The sequence below is a fragment of the Rhodococcus sp. O3 genome (assembly GCF_048897285.1).
Lineage (GTDB): Bacteria > Actinomycetota > Actinomycetes > Mycobacteriales > Mycobacteriaceae > Rhodococcus.
This window is the reverse complement of sequence record NZ_JBMBTE010000051.1, coordinates 1-18,588: the sequence shown is the minus strand read 5'-3', so window position 1 is coordinate 18,588 and position 18,588 is coordinate 1. Positions and strand designations below refer to the sequence as shown.

14 protein-coding genes are annotated in these 18,588 nt (G+C 68.9%); 11 read left to right on the top strand and 3 right to left on the bottom strand.

Translation table 11 applies throughout. From position 1 onward, the window contains the following. Positions 1-7 precede the first annotated feature (7 nt). A complete protein-coding gene (locus tag ACN675_RS15730) occupies positions 8-1,558 on the bottom strand; it encodes a Rieske 2Fe-2S domain-containing protein (protein ID WP_420751727.1) in 1,551 nt (516 codons plus the stop codon). A 155-nt stretch (positions 1,559-1,713) separates the two neighbouring features. Here ACN675_RS15730 and ACN675_RS15725 point away from each other — a divergent pair, with 155 nt between their 5' ends. Both ACN675_RS15725 and ACN675_RS15720 read left to right on the top strand, forming a co-directional pair. Then, positions 1,714-2,517, top strand: coding sequence for a lysophospholipid acyltransferase family protein (locus ACN675_RS15725; protein ID WP_420751726.1), 804 nt, complete (start codon positions 1,714-1,716; stop codon positions 2,515-2,517). Positions 2,518-2,521: 4 nt separating this feature from the next. Further along, positions 2,522-3,346, top strand: a complete 825-nt coding sequence (locus tag ACN675_RS15720; protein WP_420751725.1) for an HAD family hydrolase — start codon at positions 2,522-2,524, stop codon at positions 3,344-3,346. Positions 3,347-3,356: 10 nt separating this feature from the next. Here the strand turns inward: ACN675_RS15720 and ACN675_RS15715 are convergent, their stop codons facing one another. Further along, positions 3,357-5,435 carry an N-acetylmuramoyl-L-alanine amidase gene (locus ACN675_RS15715; protein WP_420751724.1) on the bottom strand — a complete coding sequence of 693 codons (2,079 nt, stop codon included), beginning with the start codon at positions 5,433-5,435 and terminating at the stop codon, positions 3,357-3,359. Positions 5,436-5,744: 309 nt separating this feature from the next. Between ACN675_RS15715 and ACN675_RS15710 the strand changes: the two genes are divergently transcribed. From ACN675_RS15710 to ACN675_RS15670, 9 genes are all read left to right on the top strand, one after another. Beyond that, on the top strand, positions 5,745-7,301 hold the full coding sequence (locus ACN675_RS15710) for a SpoIID/LytB domain-containing protein (protein ID WP_420751723.1): 1,557 nt from the start codon (positions 5,745-5,747) through the stop codon (positions 7,299-7,301). Positions 7,302-7,406: 105 nt separating this feature from the next. Further along, complete coding sequence (locus ACN675_RS15705) at positions 7,407-8,186, top strand: MerR family transcriptional regulator (protein WP_420751722.1); 780 nt, start codon at positions 7,407-7,409, stop codon at positions 8,184-8,186. Positions 8,187-8,257: 71 nt separating this feature from the next. Further along, positions 8,258-9,478, top strand: coding sequence for a UDP-galactopyranose mutase (glf, locus tag ACN675_RS15700; RefSeq protein WP_420751721.1), 1,221 nt, complete (start codon positions 8,258-8,260; stop codon positions 9,476-9,478). A gap of 2 nt (positions 9,479-9,480) precedes the next feature. Beyond that, positions 9,481-11,409: a glycosyltransferase gene (locus ACN675_RS15695; protein WP_420751750.1), complete on the top strand. Its 1,929-nt coding sequence runs from the start codon at positions 9,481-9,483 to the stop codon at positions 11,407-11,409. A gap of 46 nt (positions 11,410-11,455) precedes the next feature. Beyond that, a complete protein-coding gene (locus ACN675_RS15690) occupies positions 11,456-11,953 on the top strand; it encodes a phosphatase PAP2 family protein (RefSeq protein WP_420751749.1) in 498 nt (165 codons plus the stop codon). Continuing rightward, positions 11,950-12,855, top strand: a complete 906-nt coding sequence (locus ACN675_RS15685; RefSeq protein WP_420751720.1) for a decaprenyl-phosphate phosphoribosyltransferase — start codon at positions 11,950-11,952, stop codon at positions 12,853-12,855. The genes ACN675_RS15690 and ACN675_RS15685 overlap by 4 nt, the downstream gene beginning before the upstream one ends. A 118-nt stretch (positions 12,856-12,973) precedes the next feature. Further along, entirely contained in the window at positions 12,974-14,785 is a 1,812-nt protein-coding gene (gene zomB, locus ACN675_RS15680) for a flagellar motor control protein ZomB (protein ID WP_420751748.1), read from the top strand. A gap of 280 nt (positions 14,786-15,065) precedes the next feature. Beyond that, entirely contained in the window at positions 15,066-16,076 is a 1,011-nt protein-coding gene (locus ACN675_RS15675; protein ID WP_420751719.1) for an alpha/beta hydrolase, read from the top strand. Between the two features lie 249 nt (positions 16,077-16,325). Continuing rightward, entirely contained in the window at positions 16,326-18,188 is a 1,863-nt protein-coding gene (locus tag ACN675_RS15670) for an alpha/beta hydrolase-fold protein (protein WP_420751747.1), read from the top strand. Positions 18,189-18,336: 148 nt separating this feature from the next. Here ACN675_RS15670 and ACN675_RS15665 read toward each other — a convergent pair. Next, a partial coding sequence (locus ACN675_RS15665; protein ID WP_420751718.1) for a hypothetical protein occupies positions 18,337-18,588 on the bottom strand: 252 nt, incomplete at its 5' end.

Sequence of the window (18,588 nt, the reverse complement as noted above, 5' to 3'; positions counted from 1 at the left end):
GACAGGATCAGAGCTTGGTGCAGCGCAGCTCGTGGCCCTTGGAGGTCTTGCAGCGGCCCGTCTCGAGGTCCCACTGCCAGCCGTGCAGGTTGCAGGTCAGAGTGGTGCCGTCGACGACACCGAACTTCGACAGGTCGGCCTTCAGATGCGGGCAACGACGCTGGACCTCGTAGCCACCGATCTCGATCGACGCGGAATCGTCGTGCGCCTCGGCGAACCAGCCGTCCGCGTACGCGATGCGCTCGTCGGTCAGGCACTTGAAGAACGTGTAGAGGAACTCGTTGTAGCCGCCGACGCGCCATGCCGTGAACCGGGTGGACAGGAAGATGGTGTTGACCCAGTCCGGCTCGTCGTCGCGCAGCACCGTGCGCACGAGTTCCGGCGCGATGCGGAAGCCGTAGCGGTACTTGCCCTCGCCCTCGATCGGTTCGCGGACGACCCGCTTCGGGAAGTCGAGCACGACGGTCTCGTCACCCATCACGAGCCCGACCGGGTAACCGATGCCGTCGCAGATCAGATCGGACTGCGCCATGATCGGCTCGAACTTCGCCTTGAGCGCGTCGAGCAGCGGCTCGCCCTCGGCCGGCGCCCACGTCGCCTTCTCGGCCGCGATGATCGGCGCGAACCGCTGCGCCATCTCCTCGATGTATGCGGCCTTGTCGGTGAAGATCCGATCGACCTGCTCGTCCGGGATCGGATGCGTGAGGGTCATCCGATCGCTGCCGGTCAGATCCACGACCGAACCCGGAATCATCAGCAGGCCGCCGTCGCGGCCGTGGATCCGCAGCTGCTCGAGGAACACCTGCTGGTCCGGGAAGATGTTGCCGACGTCGCCGTGGTCGTCGTTGAGGTCGCGGAGTTCGGGATCGAGGAACACCGGCGGGCCCGCGGACGGCACGATCCACGTCGCCCCGACCTGCTCGATGTAGGAGCGGCAGCGGTCCATGCCGCGCTGGCGCTTCTGCTTGCCGAAGTTGCGCTTCGTGCCGGCCGGGATGTCGTAGACCATCGGGTACCAGATGGCACCCGAGTACTGCAGCAGGTGGATGTCGATGTGACCGAACGCCTCGAGCATCGGATCCATGTCGATGGGCCGCGCGTCGTTCATGTTGAAGACGGTCGTCGTGCCGTCGGACACCACGAGACCGGAGTCGCCGATCGGGCCGTCGGCGGGCGCGCGCAGCGCGATGATCATGACGTCCAGCGAACCCTTGGGGCCCGTCACGGTGTGCTTGACGGAGTCGGTGGTTTCGAAGAACTTCGTGAAACCGAGGGCCTCGAGCTCACGCTTCAGGTCCGGGACGGGGTAGTCCGGCAGCAGCACGGTCGCGTCCTTGTTGACGTGCTTGCTCAGCGTGCCCGGGTCGAAGTGGTCCTTGTGCAGGTGCGAAACGTACAGGTAGTCGACGTCGCCGAGGGCGTCCCAGTCGAGCTGCGTGTTGTCCGGGAAAGGCACCCACGACGCGAAGTACGCGGGGTTGACCCACGGGTCGCACAGGATCGATCCCGCCTCGGTCTGGATATGGAACCCGGCGTGTCCGACGCTGGTGATCTGCACTACGTTGCCCTCCTGAACTGGCGACCGGCGTGCCTACCAGGGTAGGCGGCGCCGTTCGGCTCACTTCGGCCAGGCAGTTCGGCACTGCCCCGGGCGGGGTCGATTCTGGTGCCGTGGCCGGTGCAGATCCGACGGTTCCGGCTACTCTGGCCGTCGTGGAACCCTTCTACCGGACCATCATCGGCGTGGCACGCACGCTCTTCGCTGCGCAGGGCCTGAAGTTCACCATCACCGGGGAGGAACACATCCCGGCGACCGGCGGCGCGGTCATCGCGATGAACCACACCGGGTACATGGACTTCACCTACGCGGGCATCCCGGCGCGCGCCACCAAGCGGTACATCCGCTTCATGGCGAAGAAGGAGGTCTTCGACAACAAGATCTCCGGCCCGATGATGCGCGCGATGAAGCACATCCCCGTCGACCGCGGCGACGCAGGCGAGTCCTATCGCCGCGCGGTTGAGGCGCTGCGCTCCGGGGAACTCGTCGGCGTGTTCCCCGAGGAGACGATCAGCCGTAGCTTCGAGCTGAAGGACTTCCGGTCCGGTGCCGCGCGCATGGCGCTCGAGGCGGGCGTGCCGATCGTGCCGATGATCATCTGGGGCTCGCAGCGCGTGTGGACGAAGGGGCATCCCAAGCGTCTGGGCCGCACCAACACGCCGATCGTCATCAAGGTCGGCGCCCCCGTCGTCCCGCACGAACCGGCTTCGGAGACCACCGCGGAACTGCACGCGGTGATGGAGAAGATGCTGCACGAGGTGCAGCAGGGCTACGCGCACGAGCCGGGTGCCTACTGGGTGCCGCGCCGGCTCGGCGGATCGGCGCCCGGTCGCGAGGAGGCCGACGCCGAGGACGCGCGCGTCGCCGCGGAACGTCGCGCCCGCAAGGAACGCGAACGCGCCGAACGGGAAGGCCGCGCGGCCGGACCGGGCATCGACTCCGGGACTCCGGGACAGTGACTCGGTGAGTTCTCCCGTTCCCAGCCTCGTCGCCACCGATGTCGACGGCACCCTGATCGACGACGCGAACCGCGTGTCGGAGCGGACCCGTGCCGCCGTGCACGCGGTCGTGGAGTCGGGGACACCGTTCGTACTGGCCACGGGCAGGCCGCCGCGGTGGATTCCTCCGGTCGTCGAGGAACTCGGATACGCCCCGCTGTCGGTGTGCGCGAACGGCGCGGTGATCTACGACAGTGCGACCGACCGCGTTCTGCACACGACGCTGCTGTCCGCCGACGAGCTGGCGTGGATCGCGGACGTCGCCCGCCTCGCGCTACCGGGCGCCGGACTGGCCGCCGAGCGGGTCGCGGCGAGCGCTCACGACGCGGCGAGCCCCCAGTTCGTCAGTGCCCCGGGTTACGAACATGCGTGGTTGAACCCGGACAACACCGAGCTCGCCGAGCACGAGGTGATCGCCGAGCCCGCCATCAAGCTGCTCATCCGGATGGCGACGGCGACGAGCCGGGAGATGGCCGACGCGCTCGTGCCCGCGCTCGCCGGCCTTGTCGACGTGACCTATTCGACGGACAACGGTCTGATCGAGATCTCGGCGTCGGGCGTGACGAAGGCGTCGGGTCTCCGGGCGGCGGCAGAGCTGCTCGGGGTGCCCGAAGACGGCATCGTGGCGTTCGGGGACATGCCCAACGACATTCCGATGCTGACGATGGCCCGGTACGGGGTGGCGGTCGAGAACGCCCATCCCGACGCGAAGGCAGCCGCAGACGAAGTGACCGCCACCAACGCCGAGGACGGGGTTGCCCGTGTCCTCGAGCGCTGGTGGCGGCCGTGAGCTTCTTCGCTCAGGGAGCGGGAGCCGGTTCCGGTTCCGGCGCCGGTGCCGCTTCAGGAGCGGGTGCCGGGGCTGCTTCCGGGGCGGGCGCCGCATTCGCGGACGCTGCCTCGACCGGGGGAGCGGTCTGCAGTGACTCCTCGTAGGCGTCGTTGTAGGCGCGCAGCACCTTCGTGACCGCGCCGGTGATCTCGTTGAAGATCAGCGACCCGTTCTCGAAGTCCGAGCGCCAGCCGTCCGGCACCCGGTATTCGTCGCTGATCGGCAGGCCGAGTTCGCCCTCGTCGAGCCCGTACTGCTTCCACGCCTTGTAGATCTCGCCGAGCACCGTCCACACCCCGCCGTTCGGTGAGGTGTAGATCGCCCCGTTGACGAACTCCGCGTGCTCGAACCCGCCCTTCGCCAGAAGGACACCCGTGAGCGCGGCGCCCAGCCGGCCGAGTTCGCCACCCTCGGCGATCCACTTCTGCGCGAGCGGGGAATTGTCGGTCAGCCGCAGCAGCTCCGTGATCAGGTCCTGCGCGTTGTCCGCCGAGCCGGTCGACGGGGCTCCGGCGGAGTTCGGCGGGATCGGGGTCGAGCTGTCACCCGCGAGCACGGCGGTGTCCGGCTCGGATGTCGACGGCGACGGCTTCGACGGCACCGACAGCCCGACTCCGGCCGCCGCGGCGGCGGCGATGTCGCGGATCTTGCTCATCTGGGCGTATCCGGCGTCGCCCGGGCAGCTGGTGCTGCCGACGTCGCGGTGCGCGAAGATGATCGGCAGATCGACCGCGGCTCCCTGCGGGTAGGGCGTGAACGACGTGCCCTCCGAGTACATGGTGGTGCGGCCCTTCGGATCCAGACCGGCCTTCTTCAGTCGCCACCCGAGGAACTTGCCGACTGCGTCCAGCGTCACCTGCGGGGGCGTCACGCTCGAGAAGTCGCCCATCATGGCGATGCCCATGGTGTTCTCGTTGAACCCACCGGCGTGCGCGCCCTGGACCGGACGGTCGAGACCGCCGGCGCGGCCTTCGAAGATCTGCCCGTAGCGGTCGACGATCACGTTGTAGCCGACGTCGCACCAGCCGAGGGTCTGCGCGTGGTACGCGTAGATGGCCCGGACGATCTCGGCGGACTCGGCCTTCGAGTAGTCGTTGCTGCCGGCCGTGTGGTGGACGGTGGCACCGCCGAGGGAGTCGTCGTAGGTGGGTTCGTCGCAGCGCAGCGACTCGTCGGCACCCCACTGGGCGCGGGTGATGACCTTCAGTCCGCTCCCCGCGATGGGCTCGGCGACGTCCGAGAGGTACGCGTCTGCGGCTCCGCTGCCCGGGTTGATGAGCACCGCGGTGACATCGTCGGTGGGCGCGGCGGCAGGTTCCTGCGCGCGCAGCGGACGCGACGACGACGCCGGGACGTATCCGAGCTCGGGGGCCGGATCCTGCGGTGCAGCCACGGGAACTTCGACAGGCGCGGGAACTTCGGCAGGCGCAGGGGCTTCGGCGGGTGCGGGGGCTTCGGCGCCCGCGAGCGTCGGTTCGGGTCCCGGGCGCGGCGTGAGCAGCACCTGCACCGCGCGCGTGAGACCGACGTAGATCGGTTCGGTGCCGCCGCGACTGTCGGCGACGTTGTCCCGCCGGGTCGACTCGATCGGCTCGGTGGCCGTCCACGGGCTCCAGCTGCCGTCCTCGTTCTGTGAGCGGATCAGGGCGTCGGTCGCCGCCACGTCGCGCGCGGCCAGCGCGACCATGCTGAACGGGCTGTCGCGGGTGATCTCCTTGACCGTGGCGCCGATGCGATCGACGAGCCCGGTCGCGTCGGGGTTCGGTGCGGGCGTGATGGCGGGCAGGCCCTCGACGAGTTCCTTGATGCTCAGGTCCGGAAGGTTGAGTCCGGTCAGATCCTGGAGCGGAATGACGACGTCGGGCGCGTTCGCGAGGACGACCTCGGCGATCTGCGGTGCGATCGCGACGATCGCATCCGTCGTCTCGTTCGCGGTGCGGACGTCGGACGTTCCGTCCGTCAGGCCGGACACGGCGAACGGCGTGGCCACCGCAAGGGCTGCGACGGCACCCAGGACGATCGACGGCTTCGGGCGGCGATGCGGCACTGTTGCTCTCCCCTTGTGTGTTCTGCGTTCGTGTTCGGCGTTCCTGTGTCGATTGTTCCGGGCGGGTCTCAACGGACCGAATACTCCGTTACAAGCCCGACTCCCTGAGGCATTTCGGTCTCATTTTGTGCAACTTGTGATTCTCATGTGACTGGTGTGTCTGTTGTTGCCTTGTTCAGTCACTCTTGCAACACTAGTCGCAATAAACCTTAAGCCTCAACCTGAGCTTGAGGATTTGTTTCGAGTCCGATCGTGCGAACTGTCCGTTCGCGCGGCACCCCGGAGTGAGACAACGAGGGAGCGCAGCGCATGTCACGACAGCCGAACCGCCGCAGGGGACGAATCCGCAGAAGTCGCATCATCGTCGGCCGGCCGCTCCGCAGCGGCTGGAAGCCCGCGGTCGCGCGTGCCGCCACGCTCGGCCTCGCACCCGCACTGCTGATCGGTGCCACGGTCGGCGGCATCGTGCACGTGCGGTCCGGCGCACCCGCGGTCGAGCAGGCCGTCTCCGCCGACACCCCGTTCACGTTCACCGGTTACGGCCACGGCCACGGCCGCGGAATGGGCCAGTGGGGTGCCTACGGATACGCGCAGGACGGGTGGACCGCGGAACGGATCGTCGGGCACTACTACGGCGGCACCACGCTCGGCACCGTCGACGTCGGGCCCATTGCCGTGCGACTCGTCGGCCAGGACGACGTGCCCCTCGCGGTGTTCTCCGACGCCGGGCTCGTCGTCGCAGGTCAGCAGGTCGGGCCCGGTGATGCCGCGCACCTGACGCCCACCGCGGACGGCGGTGCCGACGTCGTGGTCACCGCCGGCTGCTCCGGTGAGGTGAGGTGGCAGGGCCGCGCTGATCTGCCCTGGGTCGACCCCGTCGACCTCGGCGAGGACCGGCCGGCGAACGAACACCTCAAGCTGTGCGCCGACGGCACCGCCTATCGCGGCGCCATCGGGGTGGTGCTCGACGGCAACGCCGCCCGCACCGTCAACCGGCTCTCCGTCGAGGACTATCTGCGCGCGGTCGTGCCCGTCGAGTCGCTGCCCGGCTGGGCCGACACCGGCGGCGCCGAGGCGCTGCGGGCCCAGGCCATCGCGGCCCGCTCCTACGCCCTCGCCGAGCAGCGCCACGAGAAGTGGCAGACCTGTGACACGCAGAGCTGCCAGGTCTACGGCGGTTCGGCGAAGGAGGATCCGCGCACCGACGACGCCGTGCGCACCACCCGCGGCATGGTGCTGATGAGGGACGGCCAGGTCGTGCGCACCGAGTTCTCGGCGTCGACCGGCGGCTACAGCGCGGGCGGCGACTTCCCGTCCGTCGAGGACCTCGGCGACAAGGTGGCACCGAACCAGCAGTGGGCCAAGACGCTCACCGCCGGCGAGATCGGCAACGCGTTCGGGGTCGGGGAACTGCAGAACTTCGAGGTGCTGACCCGCAACAACCTCGGTGCCGACGGTGGTCGCGTCACCCGGGTCCGGGTGGTCGGCTCCGACCGCAGCATCGAGACCACCGGCGCCGAAGCCCGCGCCAAGCTGGGGCTGCGGTCCGACTGGTTCACCGTGAACGAGGGCGCGGAATCGACCGTCCCGCCGAGCACCCCGGCCCCCGAAACGGGCCCGGAGGTCGCCATCACGCCGTTCGGCACCGACCAGAGCCCGGCGATCCAGGAGAAGTACAACGAGCTGGGCGGGGTCGCGGGTGAACTCGGTTCTCCCGTCGGGCCCGAGCTGATGCTGCCCGACGAGCGCGGCAAGTTCCAGGTGTTCACCAACGGGGTCATCCTGTGGACACCGGAGTTCGGGGCCCAGGTCTTCGACGCCTCCATCCTGCGGCAGTGGCTGCCGGGAACCGGTAGCGCCGAATAGCACGTAGAGCCACACATCCCGGGGACGAGACGGCCGCCGGCGGGTTCGACCCGCCGGCGGCCGTTTTCGTCGTTGACATTGACGCAACGTCAAGATGCACGCTGGATGTCACGAGGAGGGAACGCCGTGACACAGCGTGAATGGTCCATCCAGGAACTGGCCCGCGCGGCCGGGGTCACCAGCCGAACCCTGCGGCACTACGGCGACGTGGGCGTGCTCCCGCCGACCCGGACCGGGGCGAACGGCATGCGGTTCTACGACCGCGACGCGCTGGTGCAGCTGCAACGCATCCTGCTGCTGCGGGAACTCGGCCTCGGTCTGCCCGCGATCCGCGAGGTGATGGCCGGGCAGGCCGACACCGCCGAGGCGTTGCGCACCCACCTCGAGCTGCTCGAACTCGAGCAGCGTCAACTGGGGCGCCGCATCGAGGCGGTGCGCACGACCATCCGCAAGACGGAGGCAGGTGAGGAACTGATGGCAGAGGAAGTGTTCGACGGTTTCGACCACACGCAGTACCGCGACGAAGTGATCGAACGGTGGGGCCGCGACGCCTACGACAGCAGCGACCGCTGGTGGCGGGAGATGACGGACGAACAGCGTCGCGACTGGATGGCGGTCGCGGCGAGGCTCGGCGCCGACTGGACGGCCGCCGCGCAGGCGGGTCTCGACCCGGCCGGCGAACGCGGACTCGAGCTCGCGCGACGGCACGTCGAGTGGCTCGGATCGATTCCCGGGACGCCGGGCTACGGCCAGGCGGAACCCGATCGCGGCTACGTGCTGGGACTGGCCGAGATGTACGTCGCCGACGAACGGTTCGCGGCGAACTACGGCGGCACCGCCGGAGCCGAATTCGTGCGTGCGGCGCTGCGCGCACTGCTCGCCTGACGTGCGTGTTTCCGGTAGCTGCGGCTACCGGAAACACGCACGAGGGGAGCGGTCGCCTACCCTGGTCTTCCGTGACTGCTGCATCAGCGCCCCAGCCCTCCACCGGTGACTACGACCTGATCGTCGTCGGATCCGGATTTTTCGGACTGACGATCGCCGAGCGCGCCGCAACGCAGCTCGGGAAGCGAGTACTGGTCGTCGAGCGTCGCCACCACCTCGGTGGCAACGCCTATTCGGAGCCCGAACCCGAGACGGGTATCGAGGTCCACAAGTACGGCGCCCACCTGTTCCACACGTCGAACAAGCGGGTCTGGGACTACGTGAACCAGTTCACCGAGTTCACCAACTACCAGCACCGCGTCTTCGCGATGCACAAGGGCCAGGCCTACCAGTTCCCGATGGGTCTGGGTCTGGTCTCGCAGTTCTTCGGCCGCTACTTCACGCCGGACGAGGCCCGCGCCCTGATCAAGGAGCAGTCGGCCGAGATCGACTCGTCGCAGGCGAAGAACCTCGAGGAGAAGGCGATCTCCCTGATCGGCCGTCCCCTCTACGAGGCGTTCGTGCGGGACTACACCGCCAAGCAGTGGCAGACCGACCCGAAGGACCTGCCCGCAGGCAACATCACCCGCCTGCCGGTCCGGTACAACTTCGACAACCGCTACTTCAACGACACCTACGAGGGTCTGCCCGTCGACGGCTACACCGCGTGGCTCGAGAACATGGCGAAGAACGAGCGGATCGAGGTCCGGCTCGACACCGACTGGTTCGAGGTGCGCGACGAGATCCGCGCCGCCAGCCCGGACGCGCCCGTCGTCTACACCGGCCCGCTGGACCGCTACTTCGACTACGCCGAGGGCAAGCTCGGCTGGCGCACCCTCGATTTCGAGACCGAGGTGCTGCTCACCGGCGACTTCCAGGGCACGCCGGTCATGAACTACAACGACGCGGACGTCCCCTACACCCGCATCCACGAGTTCCGGCACTTCCACCCCGAGCGGGACACGTACCCGACGGACAAGACCGTGATCATGCGCGAGTACTCGCGGTTCGCCGGCGACGACGACGAACCGTACTACCCGATCAACACGCCGGAGGACCGCGCGAAGCTCACCGCCTACCGCGACCGCGCCAAGCAGGAGGCCGCACAGAACAACGTGCTGTTCGGCGGCCGCCTGGGTACCTACCAGTACCTGGACATGCACATGGCGATCGCCAGCGCGCTGAGCATGTTCGACAACACCCTCGTCCCGTTCTTCGAATCCGGTGTGCCGGTCTCGGGGGACGCGTCGTGAGCGTGGGGGAACTCGAGGAGAACGTGCAGGGGAACACCGTGAGCCCGGACAATTCGCTCGGCAAGTCGCTGCTGCAGCGCATCATCCTGCCGCGCCCCGGTGAGCCGCTCGACGTGCGCACCCTCTACCTGGAGGAATCGCCGACCAACGCGCGCCGCGCGCACGCCCAGAGCCGGACCACGCTGAACATCGGCGCGGAGTCCGAGGTCTCGCTGTGCACCTACTTCAACGCGTTCCCGGCGAGCTACTGGCGACGCTGGAGCACGCTCGACTCCGTCGTGCTGCGCCTCGAACTGTCCGGGCACGGCCGCGTCGACGTCTACCGCAGCAAGGCCGACTCGAGCCGCATCCACGTGCAGGGCCGCGAGTTCACCGCTGCCGGCGACGCGACGACGATCGTCGAACTCGAGACCGACCTCGGCCCGTTCGAGGACGGCGGCTGGATCTGGTTCGACATCACCACCGACACCGACGTCACGCTCGTCTCCGCCGGCTGGTACGCGCCGGTCGAGGCACCCGGGAAGGCGTCGGTCGCCGTCGGCATCCCGACGTTCAACCGTCCCGCCGACTGCGTGAAGGCGCTGCGGGCGCTCGCGTCGGATCCGCTGGTCATGGACGTCGTCGACGCCGTGATCATCCCCGACCAGGGCACCCGCAAGGTCCGCGACGAGGACGACTTCGCCGAGGCCGCCGCGCCGTTCGGCGACCGGCTGGTCATCCACGACCAGGCCAACCTCGGCGGCTCCGGTGGCTACAGCCGCATCATGTACGAGGCGCTGAAGACCACCGATTCTCCTTACATCCTCTTCATGGACGACGACATCGAGATCGAACCGGACTCGGTGCTGCGCGCGCTGGCCCTGTCGCGGTTCGCGAAGTCCCCGATGCTCGTCGGCGGCCAGATGCTCAATCTGCAGGAGCGCAGTCACCTGCACACGATGGGCGAGGTCGTGAACCGGTCGATCTTCATGTGGTCGGCCGCCCCGAACGTCGAATACGACCACGATTTCGCGACGAAGCCGCTGCGCGACCGGGAGAACTCGAAGCTGCTGCACCGGCGCATCGACGTCGATTTCAACGGCTGGTGGATGTGCATGATCCCGCGCGTCGTCGCGGAGGAGATCGGCCAGCCGCTGCCGCTGTTCATCAAGTGGGACGACGCCGAGTACGGGCTGCGGGCGCGCGCCGCCGGCTATCCGACGGTGACGATGCCCGGTGCCGCGATCTGGCACATGGCGTGGTCCGACAAGGACGACGCGATCGACTGGCAGGCGTACTTCCACCTGCGCAACCGGCTCGTCGTGGCGGCGCTGCACATGCCCGGCGACGGTCGCGGCCTGGTGCTCGACACGGTCAAGGCGACGATCAAGCACCTCGTGTGCCTCGAATACTCGACCGTCGCGATCCAGAACAAGGCCATCGAGGACTTCCTCGCCGGACCGGACCGCCTGTTCGAGCTGCTCCCGACCGCCCTCGGCCAGGTGCACGCGCTGCGGAAGAACTTCTCCGACGCGGTCGTGCTGCCGTCGTCGACGGAGCTGCCGCTGCCGTCGGGTGCCGGGGTGGGCGCGGTCGGTACGCCGCGCGGGCCGATCGGGAAGCTGTCGCGGCTCGCGAAGGGCGTCGTGCACAACCTGCGCCCGGCCGTCGAGGCGCATCACGAGCAGCCCCAGATGAACGTTCCGACGATCGATGCCCGCTGGTTCCTTCTGTCGCAGGTCGACGGTGTGACCGTCACCACCGCGGATGGGCGCGGCGTCGTCTACCGTAAGCGCGACCGAGCGCAGGCCGGGGCACTGTTGTCCGAGGCGCTGCGACTGCGGCGCGAACTGGCACGACGGTTCCCGGAGCTGAAGAAGCAGTACCAGGATGCGGTTCCTGCCCTGACGAGCAAGGAGGAGTGGGAGCGTGTCTTCGCTGTCGAGCAGTGATCGAGCTGCCCGGAAGACCGAAGCCTGGACGACCACCGAGCCGGAGATCCGGATCCTGCAGGCAGTGCAGGCCACGGTCGGTGCCCGGCCGCAGGCGATCGCGATCGCCCGCGGCATGTCGCACTTCGGTGAGCACGCCCTCGGCTGGGCTGCGATCGGTGGTGTCGGCGCCCTCGTCGACCGTCGTCGCCGCCGCCAGTGGGCGGGTGTCGCGGTCGGAGCGGTCGGGGCGCACGCGGCGTCGATCGTGGTCAAGCGCATCGTGCGCCGGCCGCGGCCCGACGATCCGACGGTCGCGGTGAACGTGTCGACGCCGAGCCGGTTGAGCTTCCCGTCGTCGCACGCCACCTCGACAACCGCGGCCGCGGTCCTGCTCGGCCGCCTGACCGGGCTACCCTTGCCCGCGGTACTCGTCCCGCCGATGTTGCTGTCGCGACTCGTCCTCGGTGTGCACTACCCGACGGACGTCCTGGCCGGCGCCGCCCTCGGCGCCGTTTCGGCCGCCGCGGTCGTGCGGGCAGAAAAGAAGTTTGGAGAACGATGAGCGAGGAACCGGCCACCGTCACCCGGCCGCCCCAGAACCTGCCTGCGGGCATCGTCAAGGCCGTCCGGCCGCGCCAGTGGGTCAAGAACGTACTGGTGCTCGCCGCGCCGCTCGCGGCGGGTTCGGCCACCGAACTCGACGTCCTCGGCCCCGTCGCGCTGGCGTTCGTCGTGTTCTGCATGGCGGCTTCGGGCATCTACCTGATCAACGACGCGATGGACGTCGAGGCCGACCGGGCCCACCCGACCAAGCGGTTCCGGCCGATCGCGGCGGGCGTCGTCCCGGTCAACCTGGCGTTCGGGCTGGCGGCGGTGTTGCTGGTCGGGTCGATCGCGCTCTCGTTCCTGGCGAACTGGCAGCTCGCGGTCGTGATGGCCGTGTACATCGGCATCCAGCTCGCATACTGCTTCGGGCTCAAGCACCAGGCCGTGCTCGACATCTGCATCGTGTCGTCCGGCTTCCTCATCCGCGCGATCGCCGGTGGTGTCGCGGCGGGAATCCCGCTGTCGCAGTGGTTCCTGCTGATCATGGCGTTCGGGTCGCTGTTCATGGCGGCCGGTAAGCGGTACGCGGAGCTGCGCCTGGCCAACAAGACCGGCGCGAAGATCCGCAAGTCGCTCGAGTACTACACCGAGACCTACCTGCGGTTCGTGTGGACGCTGTCGGCGACCGCGGTCGTCATCTGCTACGGGCTGTGGGCGTTCGAGCGTGACATGGTGGCCGAGTCGAACTGGTTCGCCATCTCGATGATCCCGTTCGTGATCGCGATCCTGCGGTACGCGGTCGACGTCGACGGCGGCGAGGCTGGGGAGCCGGAGGAAATCGCTCTCGGCGACCGGGTTCTGCAATTGCTCGCGATCGTGTGGATCGTGGTGGTCGGCGGTGCTGTCTACCTCTTCTGACGTCGCTGCAGACGTCGAGTCGTCGGCGCGGCAGGGCGGACCGGCCCACCGCGTCCCCGGTACTCCCGGGTGGGCCCGCCGGATCTTCGCGGCGGGTGTCGTGGTCACCGGCCTGCTCATGTTCTGGGGCGCGTGGGAGCGCCGCTGGATCGCCGACGACGGCCTGATCGTGCTCCGCACGGTGCGGAACCTGCTGGCCGGCAACGGCCCGGTGTTCAACATCGGGGAGCGCGTGGAGGCCAACACGTCCACGTTGTGGACGTACCTGGTCTACGCGTTCGGGTGGTTCACCGGGGCGCGCCTCGAGTACGTGGTGCTCGGGTTGGCTCTGGTCCTGTCGACCGCGGCGGTGGTCGTCGCGATGTTCGGCACGGCCCGGCTCTACCGCTGGCGGCTGCGCGGCGCCGGCGGGACGCTGCTGCTGCTTCCCGCGGGCATGCTCGTCTACATCGCGGTTCCGCCCGCGCGCGACTTCGCGACGTCCGGGCTCGAGAGCTGCCTGGTGATCTTCTGGATCGCGCTGCTGTGGCTGCTCATGGTGCGCTGGTCCACGACCGAGACGCCGGGGACCGCCGGGGTGCTGGGGACGGCGTTCGTCGCCGGTCTCGGACCGCTGGTGCGGCCCGAACTGGCGGTCCTGGCGGTCATCGCGCTGGCGATGCTGTTTCTCGCCGCCGACCAGACGTGGCGCGTGCGCGTCGCGATGGTCGCGGTCGCGGGTGCGGTGCCGGTCGGCTACCAGATCTGGCGCATGGGCTATTACGGCCTGCCCTACCCGAACACCGCCGTCTCGAAGGACGCGGGCGGCGCCAAGTGGGCTCAGGGTTTCGAATACCTGGGCAATCTCGTGAACCCCTATCTGCTGTGGTTCCCGCTGCTTCTGCTGCTGATCGTCGTGGTGGTGATGTTCTCGACGAGCCGCCGGGACGACGTGACCCTCGGTGAGCGCGTGCGCGGCCTCGCGTCCGGCGACGCGCGCACCCTGCTCGCGCGGGGACAGCGGGCGCTGCGCACCCCGACCGCGGTGGTCGTGTTCGTGCTGGGCAGCGGCGTGCTGCTCGCGCTGTACTCGTTGCGCGTCGGCGGCGACTTCATGCACGGGCGGGTGCTGCTGCCGCCGTTGTTCTGTCTTCTGATCCCTGTCGCGGTCGTGCCGTTGCGTCTGCCGGACCGCGACGAGCCGCGCCGGGCGACGACGATCGCCGGTGCGGTCGGGGTGCTGTGGCTCGGCACGGTCTTGTGGTCGGCGTTCGCCGCCGGGACCACGGGCATGACCGAGGGGGCGGTGGTCGGCCGGTCCGGCATCGTCGACGAGCGCGCGTTCTACGCCATGAACACCGGTCACGCGCATCCGATCCGGGCCGAGGACTATCTCGACTACCCGCGGATGCGGGCGATGGTGGAGGCGATCGAGAACACGCCGAACGGTGGGTTGCTGTTGCCGACGCCGTCGTTCGACGCATGGGATGTGGTTCCGCCGCCGGAACCGATCCCGCCGGGCGGGGCGGGGCACACGGTCTTCTTCCTCAATCTGGGGATGACCAGCATGAACACGCCGTTGGACGTGCGGGTGATCGATCAGATGGGGCTGGCCTACCCGCTGGCCGCGCACACCGAACGGCTCGAGGACGGCCGGATCGGGCACGACAAGGTGCTGTATCCGGACTGGGTGATCGCGGATACGGGGATGGTGAACGTGCACCCCTGGCTGCCCGGCTACCTCGACGAGGACTGGGTGGCGCAGGCCGGGGTGGCGCTCACCTGCCCGCAGACCCGGGAGGTGCTCGATTCGTCGCGGGCGGAGCTGACGTGGCCGCTGTTCAAGCGGAATCTGAGCCATGCGTTCGAGTACGCGAAGTATCGGTTCGACCGGGTGCCGAAGTACGAGATCGAGCGGTGTGGCCTGGAGCTTCCCCCGCCGCGCGGGTGAAAAGACGGGTCACTTCTAGATCGTTCGCTTGGGATCCGAGCCCGATCTCGATAGGATCACGCCAAATTACGAGTATATAACGGTCTCAGGGTGGGCGACCGGGCCTCGCGGGCGACTTTCGTTGCGTGAGCAGGGGAGCGGAGGGTTTGTCACAGCTTCCGCAGTCATTTACAGTCTTGACCGCAGTGTGACTTGTGGCGCCGCTCCGCGGCCGCCACCGCCGAAATCCGACGGGGAACGCGTAGGCGTACGCCGCAGATCGAGAAAGTGAGCATTGTTCATGCGTTTAGTCCCGAGGTTGTCGCAGCGCCTCCGCAAGCGTGTGGTCGGCACCGCCGCTGCTGCGCTCGTGCTGCCGGTCGCGGCCGGTGTCGCCGGAACCACCGCAGCACTGGCCGCCCCCGCGCAGTCCGCCCCGATCGCGCACAGCGCGCCGGCCGGCGGCTTCGAGGAGGTCTTCGTCGACTCCGACATGGGCCCGATCAAGGTGCAGATCCAGTGGGCCGCCCGTGGTGGCGACGCCGCGCTGTACCTGCTCGACGGTCTGCGTGCCCGGGACGACGCGAACGCGTGGACGTTCGAGACGAACGCGCTCACCCAGTTCGCCAACGACAACGTCTCGCTCATCATGCCGGTCGGCGGTGAGTCGAGCTTCTACACCGACTGGTACGCCCCGAGCAACCTCAACGGGCAGGACGTCACCTACAAGTGGGAGACCTTCCTGACCGAGCAGCTGCCGGAGTACCTGGCCACGCGCGGTGTCTCGCCGAACAACAACGGCATCCTCGGCCTGTCGATGGGTGGTTCCGCCGCTCTGACGCTGGCCGCCTACCACCGCGACCAGTTCAAGTTCGCGTCGTCGCTGTCGGGCTACCTGAACCTGTCCGCTCCGGGCATGCGTGAGGCCATCCGCGTCGCGATGCTCGACGCCGGTCGCTACAACGTCGACTCGATGTGGGGCCCGCCGTGGAGCCCGGCCTGGCTGCGCAACGACCCGTTCGTCTTCGCGCCGAAGCTCGAGGGTCTGTCGCTGTACATCTCGGCGGCCAGCGGCCTGCCCGGCCAGCACGACAACCCGAAGGGCCTGACCGGCTTCTACAACACCGGTAACGCGATGGGCCTCGAGGCGCTGTCCCTCGTCCAGACCCGCGCGTTCCAGGTGAAGCTGGCCACGCTCGGTATCCCGGCCACGTTCGACTTCCCGGCCCGCGGTACCCACGCGTGGAAGTACTGGGAGGACGAGCTGTGGAAGGCCCGCCCGCAGATCCTCGACGCCCTGAACGCGCACTGACGCTTCAACCGCGCACGTAATCGGCGCACACTGCCGACATCATGCCGCCCGATCTCCCCGCAGGGGACGATCGGGCGGCATGCGTCGTTGTGAACAATTTTCTCACCAGTCACAGCGCGCCGTCACCGATCCTGGGACTTTCCCGTGTACAAACGATCCTCGGACGCAGTGGAAGCGACCTTCGTACACGAAGGGGTTCGACCGGCTCCCGCGAACCGGCCCCGGCAACGCAGGAAGTGAGCGATGCACATGCGAACAGTGATCGGCGGTCCCCGAGTCAAGCGACGCCTCCTGGCCGCACTCGCCGCGACGCTGGTGGCGCCGATGGCGGTGGGACTGACCACCGCCGCGGTCGCATCCGCGGAACCGGCGCGGACCGAGCCCGCCGCGACGCAGGCCCCGGCGTCGGGTGTGAACGTCCGGCGGGTCGACTGGCTCACCGATCGCCGCGTCGCCGTGTGGATCGAATCCCCGTCGATGGGCAACCCGATCCAGGTCCAGCTGCTGCTGGCCCGGGACTGGAACATCCGTCCCGACGCGCGCTTCCCGGTCGTGTACATGCTCGACGGGATGCGCGCCCGCGACGACGAGAACGGCTGGACCCTCGAGACGGACGCCGAGGCGTTCTTCGCGGACAAGAACGTCACCGCCGTGCTGCCCGTCGGCGGCCAGTCCAGCTTCTACGCGGACTGGGTGGACCAGAACAACGGGCAGAACTACAAGTGGGAGACGTTCCTGACCAAGGAACTGCCGCAGGTCCTCGAACGCGACTGGCGGGCCACGAGCACCCGCGGTGTGGTCGGCCTGTCCATGGGTGGCACCGCGGCGATGTTCCTGCCCGCCCGCAATCCCGGCTTCTTCCAGTTCGCGGCGTCCCTGTCGGGCATCCTCACCACCACGACCCTCGGCATGCCCGAGGCCATCAAGTACGCCATGCAGGACGCGGGCGGCTTCGACGTCGATGCCATGTGGGGTCCGGCCGGTAGCGACAACTGGGAGTCACACGACCCCTATCTGCTCGCCGACAAGCTGCGCGGCGTGAGCCTGTACGTCTCCAGCGGCAGCGGCAGCACCGGACCGTACGACCAGCCCTCGGGCGTGCCCGGCGTCAGCACCAACTACGCGGGCATGGGCCTCGAGATCCTGTCGCGGCTGACCTCGCAGGCGTTCGCCACCAAGCTCAACAAGCTCGGAATCCCCGCCCAGGTCGTGTACCGACCGTCCGGCACCCACTCGTGGCCGTACTGGGAGTTCGAGCTGCACCAGCTGTGGCCGCAGCTCGCGAACACGCTCGGGGTTCCGGTGGACAAGCCGTCGTGCTCGGCGGCGGGGTCGATCGGCGACACCGCCGCGGCCAACCCGTGGCTCGGCGACTGCCTCACCGCCGAGTACCCGGTGGCCGGCGGACGCGTGCAGGACTTCCGGTTCGGCCGGGTCTTCGCATCCGACGCGGGCACCTTCCCGGTCGCCGGTGCCATCGGCGGCGCCTACCAGGGCAGCGGCGGTCCGGCGGGACCGCTCGGCTTCCCGAAGACCGGGGAGAACGGCACCCCCGACGGCCGCGGCCGGTTCAACCACTTCCAGCACGGTTCGATCTATTGGACGCCGCAGACCGGCGCCCACGCGATCCGCGGTGTGCTCCTCGACGAATGGGCGCGGCAGGGCTGGGAGGGCGGTCCGCTCGGCTACCCCGTGTTCGACGAGATCGCGACGCCGAACAAGCCGGGTCTGGTCCAGGGCTTCGAGATCGGCTCGCTGTACTGGAGCGAACCCACCGGTGCCCACGCCGTGCAGGGCCTGATCATGGGCAAGTACGCCGAGATGGGTTACGAGAACAGCTGGCTCGGCTTCCCGAAGACCAGCGAGATCCCCGTCAAGGACGGCGGCCGCTTCAACGCGTTCGAGGGCGGCAACATCTACTGGAGCCCGCTGAGCGGTGCCTGGCCGGTGCGCAACGGCCCGATCTTCGACGCCTGGAAGGACGCCGGTTACGAGAACGGCCGGCTGGGCTTCCCGATCAGCGACGAATTCCCGATCGAGGGTGGGGTCCGGCAGAACTTCCAGGGCGGGTTCGTCACCCGGGTCGGTGACGTCACCGCGGTGAGCCCCTAGGCGCGACCCTCCAGGACCGGTCTCGACCGCGCGGTCGTGGACACCTATCGTCGGGCGGTGATCGGAGCGACGGCTTCGGTCACCGCCCGGAGCTCTCTGTAGCCTGGGGCGGGGCCGGCCCGTCCGGCCCCACGACCTTGTTCGCCCGTCAGACCGTTTGCTCACGAAACCGGATGCGAGGACACCACCACATGCCTGCACGGACCCGTTCGCGTTCGACCCGCGTGGTCGGCGCCTGCGTTGCCGCACTGACCGCCGCCGCTGTGCTGGGCGCCTGCGGAAGCGACGATTCCACCGCGACGAGCACCCCGTCGGCGACGACGTCCGCGACGGCCGCGACCACGTCGGCATCCGCGACGGCGACGACGGGCGCCGAGGACACCGCAGCGGAATCTCCCGC

What these genes read in the sequence shown, in the direction of transcription:
- zomB (WP_420751748.1), top strand. Translation starts at nt 12,974, where the DNA reads ATGTTCTGGGGCGCGTGGGAGCGCCGCTGGATCGCCGACGACGGCCTG.
- ACN675_RS15670 (WP_420751747.1), top strand. Translation starts at nt 16,326, where the DNA reads ATGCGAACAGTGATCGGCGGTCCCCGAGTCAAGCGACGCCTCCTGGCC.
- ACN675_RS15710 (WP_420751723.1), top strand. Translation starts at nt 5,745, where the DNA reads ATGTCACGACAGCCGAACCGCCGCAGGGGACGAATCCGCAGAAGTCGC.
- ACN675_RS15705 (WP_420751722.1), top strand. Translation starts at nt 7,407, where the DNA reads ATGTCACGAGGAGGGAACGCCGTGACACAGCGTGAATGGTCCATCCAG.
- ACN675_RS15685 (WP_420751720.1), top strand. Translation starts at nt 11,950, where the DNA reads ATGAGCGAGGAACCGGCCACCGTCACCCGGCCGCCCCAGAACCTGCCT.
- ACN675_RS15675 (WP_420751719.1), top strand. Translation starts at nt 15,066, where the DNA reads ATGCGTTTAGTCCCGAGGTTGTCGCAGCGCCTCCGCAAGCGTGTGGTC.